The organism is Lysobacter oculi, assembly GCF_003293695.1.
GTDB classification, from domain to species: Bacteria; Pseudomonadota; Gammaproteobacteria; order Xanthomonadales; family Xanthomonadaceae; genus Solilutibacter; species Solilutibacter oculi.
Genome location: NZ_CP029556.1, coordinates 253,111 through 275,597, shown reverse-complemented (window position 1 = coordinate 275,597; position 22,487 = coordinate 253,111). Strand labels below are relative to the sequence as shown.

Annotated in this window: 13 protein-coding genes and 2 pseudogenes; 10 read left to right on the top strand and 5 right to left on the bottom strand. The window is 70.0% G+C overall.

Annotation, left to right across the window (positions count from 1 at the left end; translation table 11 throughout):
• Positions 1 to 48: 48 nt before the first annotated feature.
• Complete coding sequence (locus tag DCD74_RS01235) at positions 49 to 4,467, top strand: DEAD/DEAH box helicase (protein WP_407072220.1); 4,419 nt, start codon at positions 49 to 51, stop codon at positions 4,465 to 4,467.
• Here DCD74_RS01235 and pdeM read toward each other — a convergent pair.
• The 4 genes and pseudogenes from pdeM to DCD74_RS01215 form a co-directional block, all read right to left on the bottom strand.
• Positions 4,457 to 5,026: pseudogene (gene pdeM / locus DCD74_RS12890) on the bottom strand (ligase-associated DNA damage response endonuclease PdeM); the annotation flags it as partial. The gene DCD74_RS01235 and the pseudogene pdeM overlap by 11 nt on opposite strands.
• Positions 5,023 to 7,503 (bottom strand): ligase-associated DNA damage response DEXH box helicase, encoded by a 2,481-nt coding sequence (locus tag DCD74_RS01225; protein WP_112925718.1) that lies wholly within the window; start codon positions 7,501 to 7,503, stop codon positions 5,023 to 5,025. The pseudogene pdeM and the gene DCD74_RS01225, both read right to left, overlap by 4 nt.
• Positions 7,500 to 9,104, bottom strand: coding sequence for an ATP-dependent DNA ligase (locus DCD74_RS01220; RefSeq protein WP_112925717.1), 1,605 nt, complete (start codon positions 9,102 to 9,104; stop codon positions 7,500 to 7,502). Before DCD74_RS01220 ends, DCD74_RS01225 begins: the two co-directional genes overlap by 4 nt.
• Entirely contained in the window at positions 9,101 to 10,117 is a 1,017-nt protein-coding gene (locus DCD74_RS01215) for a ligase-associated DNA damage response exonuclease (protein ID WP_112925716.1), read from the bottom strand. Before DCD74_RS01215 ends, DCD74_RS01220 begins: the two co-directional genes overlap by 4 nt.
• 133 nt (positions 10,118 to 10,250) lie before the next feature.
• Here DCD74_RS01215 and DCD74_RS01210 point away from each other — a divergent pair, with 133 nt between their 5' ends.
• The 8 genes and pseudogenes from DCD74_RS01210 (at position 10,251) to DCD74_RS01175 (ending at position 20,206) form a co-directional block, all read left to right on the top strand.
• A complete protein-coding gene (locus DCD74_RS01210) occupies positions 10,251 to 11,501 on the top strand; it encodes a putative DNA modification/repair radical SAM protein (RefSeq protein WP_112925715.1) in 1,251 nt (416 codons plus the stop codon).
• Complete coding sequence (locus DCD74_RS01205) at positions 11,501 to 12,937, top strand: UdgX family uracil-DNA binding protein (protein ID WP_112925714.1); 1,437 nt, start codon at positions 11,501 to 11,503, stop codon at positions 12,935 to 12,937. Before DCD74_RS01210 ends, DCD74_RS01205 begins: the two co-directional genes overlap by 1 nt.
• Before the next feature lie 259 nt (positions 12,938 to 13,196).
• The gene (gene lexA, locus DCD74_RS01200; RefSeq protein ID WP_112925713.1) at positions 13,197 to 13,820 is read left to right on the top strand and encodes a transcriptional repressor LexA; all 624 of its coding nucleotides are present in this window, start codon (positions 13,197 to 13,199) and stop codon (positions 13,818 to 13,820) included.
• Positions 13,817 to 14,428 carry a translesion DNA synthesis-associated protein ImuA gene (gene imuA / locus DCD74_RS01195; protein WP_112925712.1) on the top strand — a complete coding sequence of 204 codons (612 nt, stop codon included), beginning with the start codon at positions 13,817 to 13,819 and terminating at the stop codon, positions 14,426 to 14,428. The genes lexA and imuA overlap by 4 nt, the downstream gene beginning before the upstream one ends.
• Positions 14,429 to 14,440: 12 nt before the next feature.
• A complete protein-coding gene (locus DCD74_RS01190) occupies positions 14,441 to 15,886 on the top strand; it encodes a Y-family DNA polymerase (RefSeq protein WP_112925711.1) in 1,446 nt (481 codons plus the stop codon).
• Entirely contained in the window at positions 15,883 to 19,116 is a 3,234-nt protein-coding gene (locus DCD74_RS01185; RefSeq protein WP_162615823.1) for an error-prone DNA polymerase, read from the top strand. The genes DCD74_RS01190 and DCD74_RS01185 overlap by 4 nt, the downstream gene beginning before the upstream one ends.
• Before the next feature lie 5 nt (positions 19,117 to 19,121).
• Positions 19,122 to 19,694, top strand: coding sequence for an alpha-ketoglutarate-dependent dioxygenase AlkB (locus DCD74_RS01180; RefSeq protein WP_112925710.1), 573 nt, complete (start codon positions 19,122 to 19,124; stop codon positions 19,692 to 19,694).
• Positions 19,691 to 20,206: pseudogene (locus DCD74_RS01175) on the top strand (GIY-YIG nuclease family protein). The gene DCD74_RS01180 and the pseudogene DCD74_RS01175 overlap by 4 nt, the downstream one beginning before the upstream one ends.
• A gap of 56 nt (positions 20,207 to 20,262) precedes the next feature.
• Here the strand turns inward: DCD74_RS01175 and dbpA are convergent.
• Positions 20,263 to 21,648: an ATP-dependent RNA helicase DbpA gene (dbpA, locus tag DCD74_RS01170; protein ID WP_112925708.1), complete on the bottom strand. Its 1,386-nt coding sequence runs from the start codon at positions 21,646 to 21,648 to the stop codon at positions 20,263 to 20,265.
• 333 nt (positions 21,649 to 21,981) lie between these two features.
• Between dbpA and DCD74_RS12435 the strand changes: the two genes are divergently transcribed.
• A complete protein-coding gene (locus DCD74_RS12435; protein WP_162615822.1) occupies positions 21,982 to 22,425 on the top strand; it encodes a hypothetical protein in 444 nt (147 codons plus the stop codon).
• Positions 22,426 to 22,487: the final 62 nt, after the last annotated feature.

Sequence of the window (22,487 nt, the reverse complement as noted above, 5' to 3'; positions counted from 1 at the left end):
CCCGTTCAGACCCGCCCGGCGGCAGGACCGGATAATTCCGGCATGCCCCTGCCTCCCGCGCTCGCGGCCTTCCACCCGGCGGTCTCCGGCTGGTTCGGCCAACGCTTCCCGTCGCCGACACCGGCACAGGCCGAAGCCTGGCCGGCGATCGCGCGGGGCGAGCACGTGCTGGTGGCCGCGCCGACCGGTTCGGGCAAGACGCTGACCGCCTTCCTCGCCGCCATCGACGCACTGGTACGCGAAGGCCTGGCCCACGGGCTGCCGGCGGCGACGCAGGTGCTCTACATCTCGCCGCTGAAAGCGCTGTCGAACGACATCCACCTCAATCTGGAAGCGCCGCTGGAAGGTATCCGCGAAGCGCTCGCGCGGTTCGGCCTGCCCGATGTCGACATCCGCACCGCGGTGCGCACCGGCGACACCCCGCAATCGGAACGCGCCGCCTTGCGCAAGCATCCGCCGCACATCCTCGTGACCACGCCGGAATCGCTGTACGTGCTGCTCGGTTCCGAATCCGGGCGGGCGATGCTGGCGTCGATCAGGACCGTGATCGTCGACGAGATCCACGCGCTGGTGCAGGGCAAGCGCGGCAGCCACCTGACGCTGTCGTTGCAGCGCCTGGAAGCGCTGACCGGGCGCAGGTTGCAGCGCGTCGGCCTGTCGGCCACGCAGAAACCGATCGATGCCGTCGCGCGCTTCCTCGTCGGCGCGGGTCATGTCGATGCGGAGGGCCGCGCCGACTGCCGCGTCATCGACATCGGCCACGACCGACCGCGCGATCTCGCGCTGGAAGTCCCGCCCACGCCGCTCACCGCGGTGATGTCGAACGAGCAGTGGGAACAGGTCTACGCCCGCATCGCGGAGCTGGCCGGGGAGCACCGCACCACGCTGGTCTTCGTCAACACCCGGCGCATGGCCGAGCGCGCGGCCAAGAACCTGGCCGACCTGCTCGGCAAGGAACACGTCGCCGCCCACCACGGTTCGCTGGCCAAGGAGCTGCGGCTGGACGCCGAACAGCGGCTCAAGGCCGGCCAGCTCAAGGTGCTGGTGGCGACCGCTTCGCTGGAACTCGGCATCGACATCGGCGATGTGGAACTGGTCTGCCAGCTCGGTTCGCCACGCAGCATCGCGGCGTTCCTGCAGCGCGTCGGGCGCGCCGGGCATTTCGTCGGCGGGGTGCCGAAGGGTCGCATCTTCGCCACCACCCGCGACGAGGCGATCGAATGCGCGGCATTGCTCGACTGCGTGCGCCGCGGCGAGCTGGATGCGCTGATCATGCCGCCCGCGCCGCTCGACGTGCTGGCCCAGCAGATCGTCGCCGAGGTCGCCGCGCGCGAATGGCAGGAAGACGCGCTGTTCGCCGCGCTGTCCAAGGCGTGGCCGTATGCGCAGGTCACCCGCGAGAAGTTCGGCGAAGTGGTGCGGATGCTCGCCGACGGCTTCACCACCCGGCGCGGCACGCGCGGCGCGTGGCTGCATCGCGATGCCGTACACGGCACCCTGCGCGGACGCGCCGGCGCGCGGATGACCGCGACCATGTCCGGCGGCACCATTCCCGACACCGGCGACTACGCGGTGGTGCTGGAGCCACAATCGATCCAGATCGGCACCCTCAACGAGGACTTCGCCATCGAGTCGCTGGCCGGCGACATCTTCCAGCTCGGCAATGCCAGCTACCGCATCCTGCGCGTCGAACCGGGCCGCCTGCGGGTGGAGGACGCGCAGGGCCTGCCGCCCAACATCCCGTTCTGGCTCGGCGAGGCGCCGGGCCGCACCGACGAGCTCTCGCATGGCGTGTCGCGCCTGCGCGCCGCCCTCGCCGAACGCATCGAAGCAGGCGGCGCCGAGGCCGCACTGCGCTGGCTGCGCGAAGATGTGGGCATCGATGAAGCCGCCGCCCGCCAGATCGTCGACTACTGCGCCGAGATGCTCACCGGCTTCGGCCTGCTGCCGACCCGCGAAACGATGGCGATGGAGCGATTCTTCGACGAATCCGGCGGCACCCAGCTCATCATCCATTCGCCGCACGGCTCGCGCATCAACAAGGCCTGGGGCCTCGCGCTGCGCAAGCGCTTCTGCCGCAGCTTCAATTTCGAATTGCAGGCGGCGGCGACCGAAAACGCCATCGTGCTGTCGCTGTCCACCAGCCACAGCTTTCCGCTCGATGACGTGTCCCACTTCCTGCATTCCAACACCGCGAAGGATGTGCTGGTGCAGGCGTTGCTGGATGCGCCACTGTTCCCCGCGCGCTGGCGCTGGAATGCGACCAATGCGCTGGCGCTGCCGCGCTTCCAGGGCGGCAAGAAGGTGCCGCCGCAATTGCAGCGGATGAAGTCGGAAGACCTGCTGGCCACGGTGTTTCCCGATCAGGTCGCATGCCTCGAAAACATCGTCGGCGAGCGCGAGGTACCCGACCACCCGCTGGTCGACCAGACCCTGCACGACTGCCTTGAAGAAGCCATGGACACCGAAGGCTGGCTGGCGATGTTGCGCCGGTTGGAAGCCGGCGACATCCGCATCGTCGCGCGCGACCTGACCGCGCCCTCGCCGTTCGCCGCCGAAGCACTGAACGCCGCGCCCTACGCCTTCCTCGACGACGCGCCGCTGGAGGAACGACGCACGCAGGCGGTGCAGACGCGCCGCTACACCGACCCGGAAAGCGCGCGCGACCTGGGCCGGCTGGATGCCGCCGCCATCGAACAGGTGCGCGAGGACGCCTGGCCGCAGGCCCGCAATACCGACGAGGCGCACGACGCACTGATGAGCCTGGGCGCCATCGGCGTGGACGAAGCCGACGCGAGCGGCTGGACGGCGATGTTGGAAGGCCTGGCGAAGACGCGGCGCGCCACCGTCCTGGATGCCGAAGGCGCCGCGCTCTGGGTCGCCGCCGAACGCCTGCCGATGCTCGCCGCGCTGCACCCCGAAGCCGACTCGCATCCCCCCATCGATGCGCCGGCGGAATACGCCGCTCAGGCGTGGACGCGCGAGGACGCCCTGCGCGAATGCGTGCGGATGCGGCTGGGCGGCAGCGGCCCGGTGACGGTGGCGCAACTCGCCGCGCGGCTGGCGATGCCGGTGGCCGACATCGAGATGGCACTGGCCGCGCTGGAGCGCGACGGCTACGTCATGCGCGGGCGCTTCGACGAGACCGGCGCGGCCGAACAATGGTGCGAACGCAACCTGCTCGCCCGCATCCACCGGCTCACGCTGGGCCGGCTGCGGCGCGAGATCGAGCCGGTCGCGCCGAAGGATTTCATGCGCTTCCTCTGCGACTGGCAGCACGTCGCGCCGGCGGCGCGGCTGCGCGGGCCGGATGCACTGGCGAAGGTGCTGGCGCAGCTGGAAGGCTTTGAAGCCGCCGCCACCGGCTGGGAAAGCGAACTGCTGCCGGCGCGCGTGGCCGACTATTCCATCCATTGGCTCGACGAGCTGTGCAGCGCCGGCCGCGTGCGCTGGTCGCGGCTGCGCCCGGTGGCCGAAAGCGCCGGCGGCAAGTCGCCGGTGCGCGCCACGCCGATCGTGCTGCTGCCGCGCCGCGAGCAGGCGCACTGGACGCGGCTGGCCGCCGAACCCGATGCCGATGCGCTGTCGTCACGCGCGGCGAAAGTGGCGGATGCGCTGAAACGCCACGGCGCGCTGTTCTTTGACGAACTGCTGGACGAAGCCCGCCTGCTGCAAACCGAACTGGAGGATGCGCTGGCCGAACTGGTCGCGCGCGGACTGGCCAGCTGCGACAGCTTCGCCGGGCTGCGCGCGCTGCTGCTGCCGCAGGGCAAGCGGCCCAAGGCATCCGGTCGCCGGTTGCGGCGTGGGCTGGTTTCCGGCATCCACGATGCCGGTCGCTGGTCGCTGCTGCGCCGCCCGCTGCTGCAAGGCGATGCCGACGCGCCGGACGAAGGACTCGAACACATCGCCCGGGTGCTGCTGCGCCGCTACGGCGTGGTTTGCTGGCGCCTGCTGGAGCGCGAAGCGGGCTGGCTGCCGCCGTGGCGCGACCTGCTGCGCGTGTACCGGCGGATGGAGGCGCGCGGCGAACTGCGCGGCGGGCGTTTCGTGTCCGGGCTGGTCGGCGAACAGTTCGCCCTGCCGGAAGCGGTCGCCGCCCTGCGCCAGGTCCGCAAGCGCGAACCCGATGGCGCGATGCTGGTGCTCTCGGCCACCGACCCGCTCAACCTGGCCGGCACCCTGCTGGCCGGCGACAAGGTGCCGCGCACCCCGGGCAACCGCCTGCTGCTGCGCGACGGCGTGCCGCTGGCGGCATGGGTGGCGGGCAAGCTGGTCGAGCTGCAAGCGCTCGATGCCGGGGAACGGGCCGCCGTCAGCCGCCTGCTGGCGAGCCGGCACCCGCGCCCGTATCCGGCATCAACGCCGCCACCGAGGGATCCGGCGCGCCCAGCGGCACCACCGACGGTCCCCCACACACCGCCAGCCACGTCTGCGGTTCCGGCTGCACCGGCCAGCCGCCGGTAAACGCCGAGAACGCCGGCAGCACGCACAGCGACCGGCGCAGCATGAACACCGGCTGCCGCCGCGCGAAACCCGGCAGGCGGACGACCGGATGCAGGTGCCCGCAGACCACCCGCTGGCCGGCATCCTCCCCATCGGCCGGGGCATGGCGGAACACGAACGGCCCGTCGCCGACGCCATCCGCCCGCACCTCCACGCCCGCATCCGGTGCGTGGAAGGCGCGGTCGTGGTTGCCCAGCACCACGGCCATCCCGACACCGGCATGGGCCTGCCGGAACGCCTGCCAGGCCGCATCCGCACGGGCGCTGCGCGCGGCGTGGAGAAAGTCGCCGAGCACCCACAGCGACCGCGCGCCGGTGGCGGCCAGCACCTCCGACAGGCGTTGCAGGTCCTGGCCGGTGCCGCCGGTGGGCACGGCGATGCCGGCGCTGCGGAACACCTCGCCCTTGCCCAGGTGCAGGTCGGCGATCATCAGCCGCCGCCGCGCCGGCCAGTACAGCGCGCGTTGCGGCCACAGCTGCAGGTGTTCGCCGCCGTAGTGGATGTCGAGCGCTTCGCTCATGCGCGTGCTTCCAGCTGCAACGCCGCGCGTTGGACGCGGCTGCGCCAGTCCTCCGTGCTCAGGTGGCCGCGCACCGATTCCGCCCACAGCGGGAAACCGAGCGGCGTCAGGCTGGGCGGCGAAACCAGCACCAGCTCGCGCGCCCGACAGCGCGCCAGCGTGTCCGCCAGCGCGCGCACGTCGAGCTGCGCTTCCAGCACCTCGCGCTCGGCCTGGCCCAGCAGCATGTGGCCGGGGTCATGCGTGCGCAGCACGTCGTAGAGCAGCCCACTCGACGCCTGCAGCTGGCGCAGGCTGCGGGGTGCGCGGCCCGGCAGCGAGGGCGGCAGCAGCCCCGAGATGCGCGCGATGTCGCGGAACTGGCGCCGCGCCAGTTCGGCCATGTTGAGGCTCTCCATCAGGTCCTCGACCAGATGCGTCTCCGACAGCGCCTCGGCGAGCGTTCCGGCATCCAGCGTGATCGCTTGGGTGGCGGACAGCGCCAGCCCGTAGTCGTTCACCGCGAAGGCGTAGCTGTTGGGATCGCGGCGGGCCAGCCGCAGCGCGAGCAGCGCCGCCAGCCCTTCGTGCACCGCGCGTCCGGCGAACGGGAACAAAAAGAGATGCCAGCCATCGCGCGTGCGGTGGCGCTCGGCCAGCAGCAGGTCCGGCCTCGGCAACCGCGAGAGCATGGCCTGCTTGGCCAGCAGCGGCGCCAACGCGCGCATCTCCGGGACATCGGGCGGCGCGGCGAAGGCGGCTTCCACCTCCTGCCCCAGTTCGGAGGAGAGCGGCATGCGCCCGCCCTGCCAGCGCGGCACGCGGCCATCGCCGCGCTTGGACTGCCGGACGTAGGCGGTCATGCCTTCCAGCCGCACCAGCTCGAGCGTCCTGCCGGCGAACTGGAAGCGGTCGCCCGGTCGCAGCCGGCCGATGAAGCTCTCTTCCACCGCGCCCAGCCCGCCGCCTTTCAGGTACTTGATGGCGATATGCCCGTCGCTGGTGATGGTGCCGATCGACAGGCGATGTCGCAGCGCCACGCGGCGGTCGTCCACCCACAGCCGGTCGCGGTCGCGCTGCACGCGGCGGTATTCCGGGTAGTGCTGCAGGGCCGCGCCGCCCTGCACGATGAAGTCGAGGACGGCCTGCCATTGCGCGTCGGACAGATCGGCGAAGGCATGCGTGCCGCGCACCTCCGCCAGCAGGGACGGGGCATCGAAGCCGCCGCCCACCGCCAGCGTCAGGCAATGCTGGGCGAGCACGTCCAGCGAGAGGCGCGGTGGCGGTCGCGCCTCGATCCGCCCATGGGCCAGCGCGCGCCGGGCCGCCGCGTATTCCATCAACTCCAGCGAATGCGTCGGCACGCAGAGGATGTGGCCGGCCTCGCCCGGCCGGTGGCGGGCACGCCCGGCGCGCTGCAACAGGCGCGCCATCCCCTTCGGGCTGCCGATCTGGATGACCTGGTCCACCGCCGGGAAATCCACGCCCAGGTCCAGGCTGGAGGTGGCGACCACGCAACGCACGCTGCCATCGCGCAACCCCTGCTCGGCGGCGGCGCGCAGTTTCGGGTCCAGCGACCCATGGTGCAGCGCCAGCGTTTCCGGCGCGTCCAGCCAGATCGCGGAGAGCGCCTTGTGCCACAGCTCGGCCTGCGAACGGGTGTTGGCGAAGAGCAGCGTGGAACGCGCCGACTGCACGCGCTCCGACACCGCCTGCAACTGCGACAGCCCCAGATGCCCCACCCACGGGAAGCGTTCCGGGCGCTCCGGCAGCAGGGTTTCGAGGGTCAGGCTGCGCAGCTTGGCGGCGCTGACGATGGCGGCGGCGGGCCGATGCGGCAGCAGCACGTCGCGCGCCTGCTCCAGGTTGCCGAGCGTGGCCGACAACCCCCAGGTGCGCGCCCCGGGCGCCAGCGCGCGCAACCGCGCCAGGCACAGTTGCAGCAGCACGCCGCGCTTGTTGCCGAGCAGTTCGTGCCATTCGTCCACGATCACCGCACGCAGCCCGGCGAACTGCGGCGCGCTGTCGCGATATGACAGCTGCAGCGCGAGCGATTCGGGGGTGATGACCAGCACTTCGGCCTGTCCCTGCCGCGCCAGGCGCCTGTCGCGGCTGCTGGCGTCGCCGGTGCGCATCGCCACCGTCCAGTCCAGGCCCAACGCCTCGATCGGCACCCGCAGCGCGCGGGTGGTGTCCGCCGCCAGCGCACGCAAGGGCGTGATCCACAGCACGCGCAGCCGCGGCGGCCTGGGTTGGCCACGGCGCGGCGCCGGCGTGGGCGGTTCGCGCAGCGCCTGCAACAGCGGGCCGCCGAAGGCCGCCAGCGTCTTGCCGCTGCCGGTGGGCGTGACCAGCAGGCCCGATTCGCCGGCGAGATAGCGCGTCCACGCCTCGCGCTGGAACGGCGCGGGCGACCAGCCCTGCGCATCGAACCAGGCCCGCAGCGGTGCATCGAGATGGGCACGCGCGCGCGGCCGGGACGTGGCGGTGGCTTTCATCGCGCCAGAGCCTGCAGGGTTTCGAGGCGGTCGGCTTCCGCCATCGGCTTGTCGTGGCGCCAGCGCAGGATGCGCGGGAAGCGCACCGCGATGCCCGATTTGTGCCGCGCCGACCGGTTCACCGCCTCGAACCCCAGCTCGAAGACGTGATGCGGCGTCACCGCGCGCACCGGCCCGAAGCGTTCGGTGGTGTGGGCGCGGATCCAGCTGTCGAGCTTGAGGATCTCCTTGTCGTCCAGGCCGGAATACGCCTTGGCCACCGGCACCAGCGCATCGCCGTCCCAGAGCGCGAAGGTATAGTCGGTATAGAGCGTGCTGCGGCGGCCGTGGCCCGCCTGCGCGTAGATCAGGACCGCGTCGATGGTCAGCGGCGCGATCTTCCACTTCCACCAGTCGCCGCGTTTGCGGCCGTGCTGGTAGGGCGAACCGCGCCGCTTCAGCATCAGGCCCTCCACGCCACGGGCGCGGCTGTCCTCGCGCAATGCGGCCGCTTCCGCCCAGGTCGCGGCGCCCACCGCCGGCGACAGGCGGATGCGCGGGTCGGCATGCGCGTCGAGCAATTGTTCGAGCAGGGCGCGGCGCACGTGCAAGGGCTGCGCGCGCAGGTCCCGGCCGGCCAGTTCCAGCAGGTCGTAGGCCAGCACGCGCGCCGGCGTGTCGGCCAGCAGCTTCGCGCCCGGCTTGCGGCGCTGGATGCGCGTCTGCAGGGCGATGAACGGCAACGGCGTGTCCTCGCCGTCGCGCCAGCCGAGCAGTTCGCCGTCGATCACCGCATCCTGCGGCAGACCGGCCAGCGCGGCCTCGATCTCGGGGAAGCGGCCATCCATGCGTTCCTCGCCGCGCGACCACAGCGCGACATCGCCGCCGCGGCGGATCAGCTGGACGCGGATGCCATCCCACTTCCATTCCAGCCACCAGTCGCCGATGTCGCCCAGCGCTTCGGCGTCCTGCTCCAGCGGCGAGGCGAGGAAGAACGGATACGGCAGCGCCGCGTCGCCCGGCTGCGGCGTGGCCGACAGCAGCCGCGCCATGAAGTCCGCGGACGGCGTCCACGCGCCGATCATCCGTTGCGCCAGGGTGGCGATGTCCACGCCCGACACCTCGGCGAGCGCCTGCTGCACCAGCCCCTGCGACACGCCGATGCGCAGCGCGCCGGTCAACAGCTTGTTGAACACCAGGCGCTCGGCGAACGGCAGCCGCCGCCACGCGCCCACCACCACCGCGCGGCGTTCGGCTTCATCGGCATTGGCGACGGGCAGCAGCACGCCGGTGATCCATTCGGAGAGCGGCCGGTCGTCGCCGGCCTGCGCGGGATCATCGAGCAGCAGCGCGAGCGTCTCGGCCAGGTCGCCCACCGCTTCGTAACTCGCCTCCACCAGCCAGTCGGGGGTGCCGCTGGCCTCGGCGATCCAGCCACGCAGCTCGCGGCTGCCGGCGATCCGCGCGCGGGCACCGCCCACCTTGCCGCCGGCCAGCAGCCACAGCGCCCACGCCGCGTCTTCCGCCGGCGCATCGCGGAAATACGCGGCCAGCGCGGCGCGCTTGTCCAGCGTGCCGGTGCTGCGGTCGAGCGCCTGGTAGAGCGCGGCGAAACGCCTCATTCCTCTTCCTCGCCGTAGCGGGTGGCGAAGGTGCCGGTCTCGATGCCGGCTTCGTTCAATGCCCGGACCAGCGCATCGGTCGCGCCGTGGGTGGCGATGACGCGGCGGGCGCCGGTCTCGCGCACGGTGCGCAGCAGGTCGGGCCAGTCGGCGTGGTCGGAAATGACGAAGCCGCGGTCGTAGTTGCGCCGGCGGCGGTTGCCGCGGATCCGCATCCAGCCCGAGGCGAAGCCCTGCTGGGCCTTGCGGAAGCGGCGGATCCACGCGCTGCCGGCGGCCGAAGGCGGCGCGATGACCAGCTGCCCGGAAAAATCGTGGCCCTTGTCGGCCTCGGCGACGCGGCGGGTCTCGCCCACCTCGATGCCGGCCTCGCGGTACACCGCCACGCCCGCATCCACCGCGCCGTGCAGCCAGACCGGCTGCGGGTCGATGGCGTGCAGTTCCGCCAGCACGCGCTGCGCCTTGCCGAGCGCATAGCAATAGAGGATGGCGGCCTCGCCCTGCGCCGCGCATTCGGCCCGCCAGTCGGCGATCTCGCGCGCCACCGCCGGCGTGTCCGGCCAGCGGTAGATCGGCAGGCCGAAGGTCGCCTCGGTGATGAAGACATCGCAGGGCACCACCTCGAACGGCGCGCAGGTGGGATCGGGCTGGCGCTTATAGTCGCCGCTGGCCACCCAGGTTTCGCCCGCCACCTCGATCCGCACCTGCGCCGAGCCCAGCACGTGGCCGGCGCTGTGCAGGCTGATCCGCGCATCGCCCAGCGTGAACGCCTCGCCATAGCCATGCGCGTGGTAGGCCTGCTCGCCCAGCCGCCATCGCAGGATCGGCAGGCCGGGCGCGGCCAGGTGGTATTCCCCCATGCCGGGGCGCGCGTGATCGCCGTGGCCATGGGTGATGACCGCGCGCGGCACCGGCTTCCACGGGTCGATGTGGAAGTCGCCGGCCGGGCAGTACAGGCCTTCCGGGCGCAGCACGACCCGTTCGTCGCGCGCGGGGATGGGGAATGCGGACATGGACGGCGAAGTCGGGACGGTCCCGGCAGGATGCGAGGCGAGGGGGTGCAGGCGGGGCGAAGCCCGCCCCAACGGTTCAGTTTGGACGCCGGCGTTCGCACCCGCTGCGACGCCCACGCGGCATGCTGGCGGCATGGAGACCCTCCGCAAGCTCGCCATCCTGGCCGATGCCGCCAAGTACGACGCCTCCTGTGCATCCAGCGGCGGCCAGAAGCGCGATTCCGCCAGGACCGGCGGCATCGGCAGCAGTGGCGGCATGGGCATCTGCCACAGCTACACGCCCGATGGCCGCTGCGTCAGCCTGCTCAAGATCCTGCTCACCAATTTCTGCATCTACGACTGCGCCTACTGCGTCAACCGCGTGTCCAGCAACGTGGAGCGCGCCCGCTTCCGGGTGGACGAGGTGGTCCGGCTCACGCTGGATTTCTACAAGCGCAACTACATCGAAGGCCTGTTCCTCTCCAGCGGCATCATCCGCAACGCCGACTACACCATGGAGCACATGGTGGAAGTGGCGCGCAGCCTGCGCGAGGACCACCGCTTCGGCGGCTACATCCACCTCAAGACCATCCCCGAAGCCTCGCCGGAGCTGCTGGCCGCGGCCGGCCGCCACGCCGACCGCCTGTCGATCAACGTCGAGCTGCCGACCGAAGGCTGCCTGAAGCAGCTGGCGCCGGAGAAGTCGCAGGCCAGCATTCGGGGCGCGATGGGGCAGCTGCGCTGGCGCATCGACGAGGCGAAGGAAGCCCGCCGCCGCACACCCGCCGGCACGCCGCGCGCGGCCAAGCCGCCCCGCTACGCGCCGGCCGGCCAGAGCACGCAGATGATCGTGGGCGCCGATGGCGCGAACGACCGCGACATCCTGCGTACCTCCGACCGGCTGTACGGCGACTTCCGCATGCGCCGGGTCTATTACTCGGCCTTCAGTCCGATCCCCGACGCCTCGCGCACGCTGCCGCTCATCGCCCCGCCGCTGCAACGTGAGCATCGGCTCTACCAGGCCGACTGGCTGCTGCGCTTCTACGACTTCAAGGTGGAGGAAATCGCCGCCGACGCGCCCGGCGGCATGCTCGACCTCGACATCGATCCCAAGCTGGCGTGGGCGCTGCGCCACCCCGACCACTTCCCGGTCGATCTCAACGCCGCCCCGCGCGAGGCCCTGCTGCGCGTGCCCGGGCTGGGCGTGCGCAACGTGGACCGCATCGTCATGGCACGCCGGCATGCTCGCCTGCGCCTGGGCGACATCGCCCGGCTGCGCGCGCCGATGAAGAAGCTGATGCCCTTCATCCAGCTCGACGACCACCACCCGCGCCGGGCGCTGGACAACCCCGGCGCGCTGCGCGCGCAACTGGCGCCGAAGCCGCGGCAGGCCGCCCTGTTCTGATGGCGGACTGGTCGGCGCGGGTGGAGCCACCTTGGTCGCTGGCGGCATGGCGGGCGGTGGCACGCGCCGCGCGGGTGGCGGCCATCGCGCCCGAGGCCATCAACTGGACCGGCGATGCCCAGGCCAGCCTGCTCGCCCTGCCGGACGTCACCGAAGCGCCGCCCGTGGCGCCCGCGCCGCGGGTGCCGGCCGGCTTCATGGACCTGGCCGGGCGCGTCCTCTGCCACCGCGATCCACAGCGGCATGGCCTGCTCTACCGCCTGCTCTGGCGCCTCACCCACGGCGAACCCCGGCTGCTCGGCAACGCGGTGGACCCGGACGTGCACCGCGCGCAGGCCATGGCCAAGGCGGTGCAGCGCGACACCCACAAGATGAAGGCCTTCGTGCGCTTCCGCGAGGTGCCGGGGCAGCCGGACCATTTCATTGCCTGGTTCGAGCCCGAGCACCACATTGTGGACCGGGTGGCGCCGTTCTTCGCCAAACGCTTCGCCGGGATGCGCTGGACCATCCTCACCCCCGAACGCAGTGTCCATTGGGATGGCGAGGCGCTCGCCTTCGGCCCGGGCGGCCACCGCGGGCAGGCGCCGGCCGACGATGCCGGCGAGGACCTGTGGCGCACCTACTACGCCCACATCTTCAATCCGGCGCGGCTCAACCCGCGGATGATGCGGCAGGAGATGCCGCAGAAATACTGGAAGCACCTGCCCGAGGCGCAACTGCTGCCCGAACTGGTGCGGACCGCCGGCGCGCGGGTCGAGGCGATGGCCGCGCGCGAAGCACAGGCGCCCCGGCGGCGCATTCCCGCGCCCAGCGTGCCGGCCGCCGCGCTGGCCCGGGATCCCGACCTGTCACTGGCCGGCCTGCGCCAGGCCGCTGCCGGCTGCCGCGCCTGCCCGCTGTGGGAACCCGCCACCCAGACCGTGTTCGGCGAAGGGCCGGAGGACGCCCGCGTGCTGATCCTCGGCGAACAGCCGGGCAACAGCGAGGACCTGAGCGGGCACCCGTTCGTCGGGCCCGCCGGCCAGCTGCTGGACCGGGCCCTGGCCCAACTCGGCCTGGACCGCGGGCAGTTCTACCTGACCAATGCGGTCAAGCACTTCCGCTTCGAGCGCCGCGGCCGCGTGCGGCTGCACCGCAACCCCGAACCCTCGCATGTGCAGGCCTGCCGGCAGTGGCTGGTGGGCGAGATCGAGCGCGTGCGGCCGGACATCATCGTCTGCCTGGGCGCGACCGCGGCACTGGCGGTGTTCGGCGCCGGCTTTCGGCTCATGGACCAGCGCGGCACCTGGCACGCCCTGCACGACGGCACCTGGGCCTTCGCCACCGTGCACCCGGCCTGGGTGCTGCGCCAGCCCGAAGGCGCGGCACGCGAACGGGCGTGGCAGGCGTTCGTGGAGGATCTGGGGCTGTTGGTGGCGCCGCCGGCGCACGATTGAGCAGCTACCCCGCCTGCTTGGCAGGCGGGAGAGGCTGTAGACCGCCTGCCGGGCCCGTTCCGCCTGCCGTATTCGCGCACACCGGCGCATCAACCGCCGCGGATCCACCGTCTCATCCCGCGCTGAACCTGGGATCCCCCTCAACTAACACGGGTAAGCGCCTGATTAACCAGCGTCCCGATTTCTGAGACGGGGATGCGCTCTGATCCCATGGACGACGCCCCTTGCCTCTGCCCGGAAAGGTAAATAGATTTTTACCATGACCATCCATCTCACCCCCCGCCAGCAAGCCGTGCTCGACTTCATCCAGCGCCACCAGCGCGAGGAAGGCCTGCCCCCCACGCTGCAGCAGATCGCCGACGCCTTCGGTTTCGCCCAGGCCTGCGCCGCCCACAAGCACGTCAAGCGCCTGCAGGAAGCCGGCCACCTGCAGGTCCTGCCAGGGCAGGCGCGCGGCATTCGCCTGCCCACGCTACGCAAGCGCCGGCGCAGTGACGAAGAAACGATGGTCCTGCCAGTGCTGGGACGCGTGGCGGCTGGCATTCCCATCGGTGCCGATGCGGGCGTGCATCGCGAACTGCGGTTGGATCCCGCGCTGTTCTCCCTGCGGCCGGATTACCTGCTGCGCGTGAAGGGCGATTCGATGCTGGACGAAGGGATCCTCGACGGTGACCTGGTCGCTGTAAAGCGCAGCGCCGATGCGCGCAACGGCCAAGTGGTGGTGGCGCGTATCGAGGGCGAACTCACCATCAAGCGGCTGGAACTCGGACGCGATGCCCTGCGCCTGCTGCCGCGCAATGCCGCGCATGCCCCCATCGACATTCCCGCCGGCAGCGACTTCGCCATCGAAGGCGTGTACTGCGGCCTGGTACGTGACGCATGAGCGCCGCGCCGGCCGCCCTGCAGGATCTGCTGGATGCGCGCAGCGTGTGGCATGCGGGCCGGCATGTGCATGCGGATATGCATGTGGAGTCCACCGGTCACGCGGCGCTGGATGATCTGCTGCCCAGTGGCGGATGGCCACGCGGTGCCTTGAGCGAAGTGCTGATCCCGCATGACGGCGTGGGTGAGCTCGCCTTGCTGTTGCCTGCGTTGTCGAACGTGGCGAGGCGCGGTGGCCGCATCGTGCTGGTGGCGCCGCCGTACATCGCGTATGCACCGGCGTGGGGGCAGCACGGCATGGCGATGTCGGCGCTGACCGTGCTGGAAGCCGATCCACGCGATGCGCTGTGGGCGATGGAGCAATGCCTGCGCAGCGGCAGTTGCGACATCGTGCTGGGCTGGTCGCAGACCGGCGATGCCCAGCTGCTGCGGCGGCTGCAGGTGGCGGCGCATTCGGGCGGGAGCATCGGCGTGGTGCTGCGCGATGCAAAACACGCGGCCAATCCTTCGCCCGCCGCGCTGCGCCTGCAGCACACGCGGGCAGGCTGGCGCGTGCGCAAGTGCCGCGGCGCCGCCGTGCCGCAGCAGGCGTTCGCGCTCGCGCATTGAGGCGGCCGCATCGTGCTGTACGCCTGCATCCTGCTGACCGACCTGGCGATGGACGCCGTTCAGCGCCGCCGCGCGGATCCCTCGCGGCCGCTGGCATTGCTGGAAGGCCCGGCGATGCTCCGTCGCGTGCATGCGGTCAATGCCACCGCGCATGAAGCAGGCGTGCGTGCCGGCATGAAGATGGCGGCCGCGCAATCGCTGTGCGAAGGACTGGAGACCCTCGACCTCGCCGCCGCCGACGTGCCGCACTGGCATGGCTTTCTCGCAGCTTGGGCATATCGCCACAGTTCGATGGTGACGATGCAGTGGAACCATGCGCTGGTTTTGGAGGCTGGGGCCAGCTTCCGCTTGTTCGGCCCGTGGCCACGTTTCGAGGCCCGTCTGCGCGAGGAACTGAATCTGCTCGGCTTCCACCATCGCATCGCGCTGGCACCCACGCCGCGGGCGGCGCGCGTTCTGACCGGCGTGCGCGATGGTCTCGCCATCGATACGCCTGCGCCGATGCAACGTGCGTTGGACCAGGTGCCGGTCCCAGCCGCCCTGCTTCCGGGCGATGCCGCTTCGCGCCTGATGCAGATGGGCGTACGCCGTCTGGCGCAGGTGCGCAGCTTGCCGCGCGATGGCCTGCGCCGGCGTTTTGGCGTGGCGCTGCTGGATCATCTCGATGCGCTGTACGGAGATCGCGATGATCCACTCACGCTGTACCAGCCGCCGGAGCGTTTCGATGCACGGATCGAACTCGGCTACGAAACCGACAACCGTCAGGCATTGCTGTTTACGCTGAAACGGCTGCTGACCGATCTTGGCACCTTCCTTTCCATCCGCGACGGTGGTGTGCAGCATTTCGCGTTGCTGCTGGAACATGAGCGCCTGGGCTTCATCGGCGAGCAGATGCCCGAGGCGACGCGCGTGGACATTGGCATGCTGACTGCCGAGCGCGACACCCCGCTTTTGTTCGAACTGGCGCGCAACCGGCTGGAGCGCGCGGAAGTTCCCCGTGCGGTCGTGGGCGTGCGATTGGTGGCGGAAGCCTTGCCGCCCTTCGTGCCGGCCATCCGCGACCTCTTCGACACGCGTCCGCAACAGGCACAGGCATGGCCACAGTTGCGCGAACGCCTGCGCGCGCGTTTGGGCGAGGAAGCTGTGTATCAGCTGCAGCCGACGCCGGATCCCCGCCCCGAACGCGCATGGCGGCGCGTGCGCGAAGGCGACGATGCACGTGTGGAAGAAGCCGTTCTGCCGCCTCGTCCCACGTGGCTGCTGCCGCATCCGAGGCCATTGCACGACCATCAACCGCGCATTGTCAGCGGTCCCGAACGGCTGGAAAGCGGCTGGTGGGATGGGGCTGACGCACGTCGCGACTACTACGTGCTGGAACTCTCCACAGGCCAGAAGGCTTGGGCCTTCGCGCCACCGGGTGAGCAAGGCGGGTGGATGCTGCAGGGCTGGTTCGCGTGAGCTGGGACGACGCCATCGATGGCGTGGATGCCGACACCCCGGGTGGCCGCATGCCGCGTGCGTTGCGCATCGCACGGCAGGTGCCGGCCCTTGGGGCCGCCAATGACGGTCCCCCGGACAATTTTCCCGCCTACGCCGAACTGCACGCGCTGTCGGATTTCAGTTTCCTACGCGGTGCCGCCAGTGCGGAGGACCTGTTCAGCCGCGCCGCGCAATGCGGGTACGAGGCGCTGGCCGTCACCGACGAATGCTCGCTGTCGGGCATCGTGCGCGCATGGGATGCATCGAAGGCGAGTGGCGTGCGCCTGATCGTCGGCAGCGAGTTCACGCTGGCCTGCGGCCTGAAGCTGGTGCTGCTGGTCGAAGACAAGCAGGGTTATACCCGGTTGTGTCGCCTCATCACCACCGCGCGCATGGGCGATGCGAAGAAAGGCGGCTATCGCCTGTGCCGCACGGATATCGAAGTGCTGGCCGCCAGCGAAGGCCTGCACGGGCTGTTCGCGCTGTGGTGTCCAGCCAAACAGCCGGACCACAACCAAGGCACCTGGCTACGCGCGCTGTTCGGCGAGCGCGCTTGGCTGGCGATCGAACTGCATCGCGAGGACGATGACGTCGCGCGACTGTCCTCGTTGCTGGAGCTTTCCGAACGCCTGCAATTGCGCGCACTTGCCAGCGGCGACGTACACATGGCTACGCGCCGGCAACGCATGCTGCAGGACACGATGACCGCGATCCGCCATGGCCTGCCCCTTGCCGAAGCGGGCGCCAAGCTGTTCCGCAACGGGGAACGCCACCTGCGTCAGCGACGCGCGCTCGGCAACATATTCCCGCCTCATCTCCTGGAAGAAGCCGTGGCGCTGGCGCGTCGCTGCACTTTCCGCATGGACGAGGTGAAGTACCAGTACCCGCGCGAGCTGGTGCCCGCAGGGGAAACGCCGACCACCTGGCTGCGGAAACTGACGCTGCAAGGCGCGCGCCGGCGCTGGCCGCAGGGCATCCCGCGCAAGATCAAGCGACAGATCGCCGCCGAGATGCTGTTGGTGGCCGAGCTGCAATACGAACCGTTCTTCCTGACCGTGCATGACATCGTGCGGTTCGCCGAGTCCCGCAACATCCTCTGCCAAGGGCGCGGTTCCGCGGCGAACTCGGTTATCTGCTATGCCCTGCACATCACCGCGGTGAACCCGGAGGAAACCCGCCTGCTGATGGCGCGCTTCCTGTCCGCCGAACGCAAGGAGCCGCCGGACATCGACGTCGACTTCGAGCACGAGCGGCGCGAGGAGGTCATGCAATACGTCTACAGCAAATACGGCCGCAACCGCGCCGCCCTGGCCGCCACCGTCATCCGCTACCGCGGCAAGAGCGCGATGCGCGACGTGGCGAAGGCCTTCGGCATGGGCGAGGACGAGATCGCGAAGCTGGCTTCTTGCCGCGGCTGGGGCAACAAGGGCACGCCGCTGGACAAGCGACTGGACGATGCCGGCTTCGACATTGCCAACCCCCTGCTGCAGCGCATCCTGCATATCAGCGAGCAGCTGGAGGGCAAGCCACGGCACCTGTCGCAGCACGTGGGCGGATTCATCATTTCCGATGCGCCCTTGCACCATCTGGTGCCGGTGGAGAATGCTGCGATGAACGATCGCAGCGTGATCCAGTGGGAGAAGGATGACCTGGAATCGCTCGGCCTGCTGAAGGTGGATTGCCTCGCCCTCGGCATGCTCACCTGCATCCGCAAGGCGCTGGAGCTGGTGCTCGGACATCGGGGCCGCAACCTCACCATCGCCACCATTCCGACCGAAGATGCGCCCACCTACGACATGATCTGCGCCGCCGACACCGTCGGCGTGTTCCAGATCGAATCGCGCGCGCAGATGGCGATGCTTCCGCGGCTGAAGCCGCGCAGGTTCTACGACCTGGTGATCGAAGTGGCGATCGTGCGCCCTGGACCGATCCAGGGCGGCATGGTGCACCCGTATCTGCGCCGGCGCATGGGCAAGGAAACCGTGACCTTTCCGTCCGACGGCATCCGCGACATCCTCAAGGACACCATGGGCGTTCCGCTGTTCCAGGAACAGGTGATGGAACTGGTGATCCACGCCGGGTACACGCCCGCTGAAGCCGATGACCTGCGCCGCTCGATGGCGGCCTGGCGCCACGGCGGCGACATGGAACCGCACCGCCTGCGCATCGCCAATCTGATGCGCGAGAAGAATTATTCGGAAGAATTCATCGCGCAGATCTTCGAGCAGATCAAGGGCTTCGGCTCCTACGGCTTTCCGCAGAGCCATTCCGCATCCTTTGCCAAGCTGGTCTATGCGAGTTGCTGGTTGAAGCGTCACGAACCGGCCGCGTTCTACTGCGCACTGCTCAACTCGCAGCCCATGGGTTTCTATTCGCCGGCGCAGATCGTCCAGGACGCGCGGCGCTCCACGAGCGCGCGCGACCCCGTCGAGTTCCTGCCGGTGGATGTGCAGCACAGCGACATGGACTACACGCTGGCGGATGATCCGGCGCAGCCCGCACGGCAACCGGCGATCCGCATCGGGCTGCGCTCGATCATGGGCCTGTCGAAGCAGGCCGCGGAAGCCATCGTGCGTGGCCGGAAGATGGCGCCGTTCCGCGACATCGATGACCTCTGCAGGCGCGCACGGCTGGATGCGAAGGCGCGCCACGTGCTGGCCGATTCGGGCGCACTGCGCAGCCTGTCGCGGCACCGCAACGAAGCGCGCTGGGCGATCAACGGCTTCGAAACCGACACGCCCCTGCTGCGGCAGTCGGCGCCGGAAAACATCGCGCGGCTGCCCGCGCCTTCGGTAGGCGAGGAAGTGGGCGCCGACTACCGCAGCATCGGGCTCACGCTGGGTCCGCATCCCTGCGCGTTGCTGCGCGAAGCGCTGCGTCGGCGCCGCATCCGCAGTTCCGGCGAACTGAAGACGCGCCACCATGGCGCCTTCGTGCAGGCGGCGGGCCTGGTCACGCAACGGCAACGACCCGCCACGGCCAAAGGCACGATCTTCGTCACGTTGGAGGACGAACACGGCATGGTGAACGTGGTGGTGTGGGCGGATCTGGCATCGCGCTATCGCAAGGCCGTACTGGAATCACGCCTGCTGGCGGTGCGGGGCCGCTGGGAGCAGGTGGATGGCGTGAGCCATCTCATCGCCGGTCATCTCGAAGACCTCACCCCGATGCTGGGTGACCTGCGTACCGGATCGCGGGATTTCCATTGAACGCGATGGATCTCTTCGCCCGGCCCTCGCACGACAGCCTGCAGCTGTTCGACGATGCGGAAGGCGGTGCGCGCTACTGGCCATCCATCGTTTCGCCGCAGGTGGCGGACGACTGGTTCCAGGCATTGATGGCGTTGGAATGGCGGGCGATGCGTCGCCCGATGTACGACCGCGACGTGGACGTGCCACGCCTGCTGTTCCATCGCCGGCTGGATGACCCTGCATGCCCCCCGTTGCTCCGGGACATCCTGCGCGAAGTGCATGCACGCGCGCCGGCGCCCTACTCGGCGGCCGGCCTCAATCTCTATCGCGATGGCCGCGACAGCGTGGCCATGCACGGCGACAAGCTGCACCAGATCCGAGGCCACCAGCCCATCGCGATCGTCTCGCTCGGCGCCGCGCGGCGCATGAACATCCGTGCCCGTGCCGGCACCCGCGAACGCCACACGCTGGATCTCGCACCCGGCAGCCTGCTGGTGATGAGCCATGCCAGCCAGAAGACCCACGAACACGGCATCCCCAAGACCACCAAGCCGGTGGGACCGCGCATGAGCGTGGTGTTCCGGGTGCGGCCATGAGCTGGCACTGCTATGTGTTTCCCTGCGCGTTGGAGGACCACTGCAAGATCGGGTTCTCGCATGATCCGCTGTCACGCATCCAGTAACTGCATCCGCGCTGGTTCGAATTCTTCGACTTGGATGCCGGCGCCATCATCGAAACCGATCGCGAACGCGAAGCCCGCGACCTTGAGCTGCGCCTGCGCTCGCCGCTGCGCGACCACCGCGCGCCGACGCCGATGAGCATCCAGTCCGCGGCCGGCGGCTTCACCGAATGGGTGCGCGGGGCCTCCGCTGCGCTCGGCCTGCAGCTCGACACGTTGCGCGCGGAAGGCTTCATCGTCCACGCACCCTTGCGTGACTGGTTGCGCGATGCGTTGTCCCAGCGGGCGGACCGGTTGTATTCCATCCAGCAGGTGCTGCAGACGCATGACCCACTGCGCGAGGACGTCATGGCGTGGCGACGCTTCCAGGATCAGGTGGACGCCTGCGCGGCTTTGGACGTGGGCTGGGGCTCGGTTGCACACCCTTGACCGCGGCATCTCCCAGGGACGGATCCGTTCCCCCCTTTCCCCCATCGCCCGCACCCCTACAGCATGTTGACCCGGAACCTGCGGCCCTTGATCTTGCCGGCGCGCAACTGCGCCAGCGCGTGATTCCCCTGCGCGCGTGCAATGGCGACATAGCTGCGGGTCGCGAACACGTCGATCTTGCCGATCGCATCCTTGGCCAGGCCACCGGCGTCGCCGGTCAACGCCCCGACGATGTCGCCGGGGCGCAGCTTGTCGGTGCGGCCGGCGTCGATGCGCAGCGTGACCATCGCCGCCTCCGGCACGCCGCGCGGCCGGCCGTCCAGCGGGGCGATGCGCGCGTAGCGGATGGCGTGGCCTTGGCGTTCCTCGATCAGTGCGGCGCGCCCGCGCTCCTGCGGCGCGACCAGACTCAATGCAAGCCCTTGGCGTCCGACGCGTCCGGTGCGGCCGATGCGATGCAGATAGGTGTCGGCGTCGGTGGGCAGCTCGTAGTTCACCACCGCGCCGATATCGTCGATGTCGAGACCGCGTGCGGCGACGTCGCTGGCGACCAGCACGCTGCAGCTGCGGTTGGCGAAGCGCACCAGCACTTCGTCGCGGTCGCGCTGCTCCATGTCGCCGTGCAGCGCGAGTGCGCTGAAGCCGTAGTGCGCCAGTGAGCCGGCCACCTCCTCGGTGTCGCGGCGCATGTTGCAGAACACCACCGTCGACGCCGGCTTGAACTGCAGCAGCAGTGCCGCCAGCTGCGGGGCGCGACGCGCGGCATCGGCCTCGAAGAAATGCGCGTCGATGGTCGTCGGTTGGGCGCCGCCCGCCACGCTGACTTCCAGCGGCGCGCGCAGCATCGACTTGGCCAGCGTGCGGATGGCGTCGGGGAAAGTGGCCGAGAACAGCAGCGTCTGCCGCTCACCGGGCATGCGCTTGACCAGCGCCCGGATCGGTTCGTCGAAGCCCATGTCCAGCATGCGGTCGGCCTCGTCCAGCACCAGTGTCCGCACCCTGCCCAGGTCCAGCGCCTCTTTCTGCACCAGTTCCAGCACGCGCCCGGGCGTACCGACCACCACGTGCGGCGCATGCGCCAGCGAGGCCAGCTGCGGCCCCAGCGGAATGCCGCCGCACAGCACCGACAGTTTGAGGTTGGCGATGCCGGTCGCCAGCTTGCGCAGCTGCTTGCCGACCTGGTCGGCGAGTTCGCGGGTCGGGCAGAGCACCAGCGCCTGGGTGTGCAGCGCGCCCGCATCCATGCCCTGCAGCAGGCCCAGCCCGAACGCGGCGGTCTTGCCGCTGCCGGTGGGCGCCTGCGCGATCAGGTCGCGGCCTTCGAGCACCGCCGGCAGGGCCTGTGCCTGGATCGGGGTCAGGGTGGTGTAGTCGAGGGCGTCGAGGCCGGGGCGCAGGGCAGCGTCCAGGGCGAGGTCGGCGAAGGTGATGGGCTGGGTCATCCGCACATGATCTCAGGTGTTGGCCGGCCGCCTTTGATCACGTGGTGGGCAGGCTCGCCGCGCGTGGAGGGGATGGGCGACCGACGCCGGGGGCGTTGAAGAAAAACCTGACCACCATCGCCCGGATGCGTCCACCTGAAGGTGGCGTTGGATCGGCCGGGTGCTGCACCCCGCTTGAGTGCCGCCCCCGTCAGAAAACCATCATTTGAGTCAGAAAAAGTCCCGTCGATGGCGCAAAAAGCGCCACGCGATACCCGAAAAGTCTCATGCATGGGCAAAAAAGCCGCATCGATGAGCCAAAAAGCCCCACGCGATAGCTGAAAAGCCCCATGCATGGCCGAAAAAGTCCCATGCATGGGCAAAAAAGCCGCACGCGATAGCGAAAAAGTCCCGCGCGCGGGCAAAAAAGTGCCATGCATGGCCCGGAAAGCCCCAACGATGGGCAAAAAAGCGCCGCGCATGCCCGGACGCGTGCCGGAAGCCGACACCGGCCTCTCATCGGTGGGGGGATCACGCCCCTTCGCATTCCCATGGCCGGCCGGCGTCGGGCTGGACACCCGCCTCGCAGCCGGCACGGAGCCGCCTCAGGCCCCGGCCACCGCCATCGTCGGCCAGGAAAGCCACCTCACGCCCGCCGCCCAGGCCGGTCATGCCGCGCCCACCGTGATGCATGCCGGCGGCCATGACGCGGCAGCATCGCCATGGCCTGTCACCGGCACAATAAATAGCTATTGCCTATCAATAAGATTCCGACAATCAATTTGCGATATCAATTGATGCCGCCTAAGCTGTCCATCGCCGGGGAGACCTCCCCTTGCCCATCCACCCCCGTCAACAGG

Coding starts and splice junctions, on each gene's coding strand:
- imuA (WP_112925712.1), top strand. CDS start 13,817: ATGAGCGCCGCGCCGGCCGCCCTGCAGGATCTGCTGGATGCGCGCAGC.
- DCD74_RS01210 (WP_112925715.1), top strand. CDS start 10,251: ATGGAGACCCTCCGCAAGCTCGCCATCCTGGCCGATGCCGCCAAGTAC.
- DCD74_RS01205 (WP_112925714.1), top strand. CDS start 11,501: ATGGCGGACTGGTCGGCGCGGGTGGAGCCACCTTGGTCGCTGGCGGCA.
- DCD74_RS01180 (WP_112925710.1), top strand. CDS start 19,122: ATGGATCTCTTCGCCCGGCCCTCGCACGACAGCCTGCAGCTGTTCGAC.
- DCD74_RS01220 (WP_112925717.1), bottom strand. CDS start 9,104: ATGAGGCGTTTCGCCGCGCTCTACCAGGCGCTCGACCGCAGCACCGGC.
- DCD74_RS01215 (WP_112925716.1), bottom strand. CDS start 10,117: ATGTCCGCATTCCCCATCCCCGCGCGCGACGAACGGGTCGTGCTGCGC.
- DCD74_RS01225 (WP_112925718.1), bottom strand. CDS start 7,503: ATGAAAGCCACCGCCACGTCCCGGCCGCGCGCGCGTGCCCATCTCGAT.
- DCD74_RS12435 (WP_162615822.1), top strand. CDS start 21,982: ATGGCCGAAAAAGTCCCATGCATGGGCAAAAAAGCCGCACGCGATAGC.
- lexA (WP_112925713.1), top strand. CDS start 13,197: ATGACCATCCATCTCACCCCCCGCCAGCAAGCCGTGCTCGACTTCATC.
- dbpA (WP_112925708.1), bottom strand. CDS start 21,648: ATGACCCAGCCCATCACCTTCGCCGACCTCGCCCTGGACGCTGCCCTG.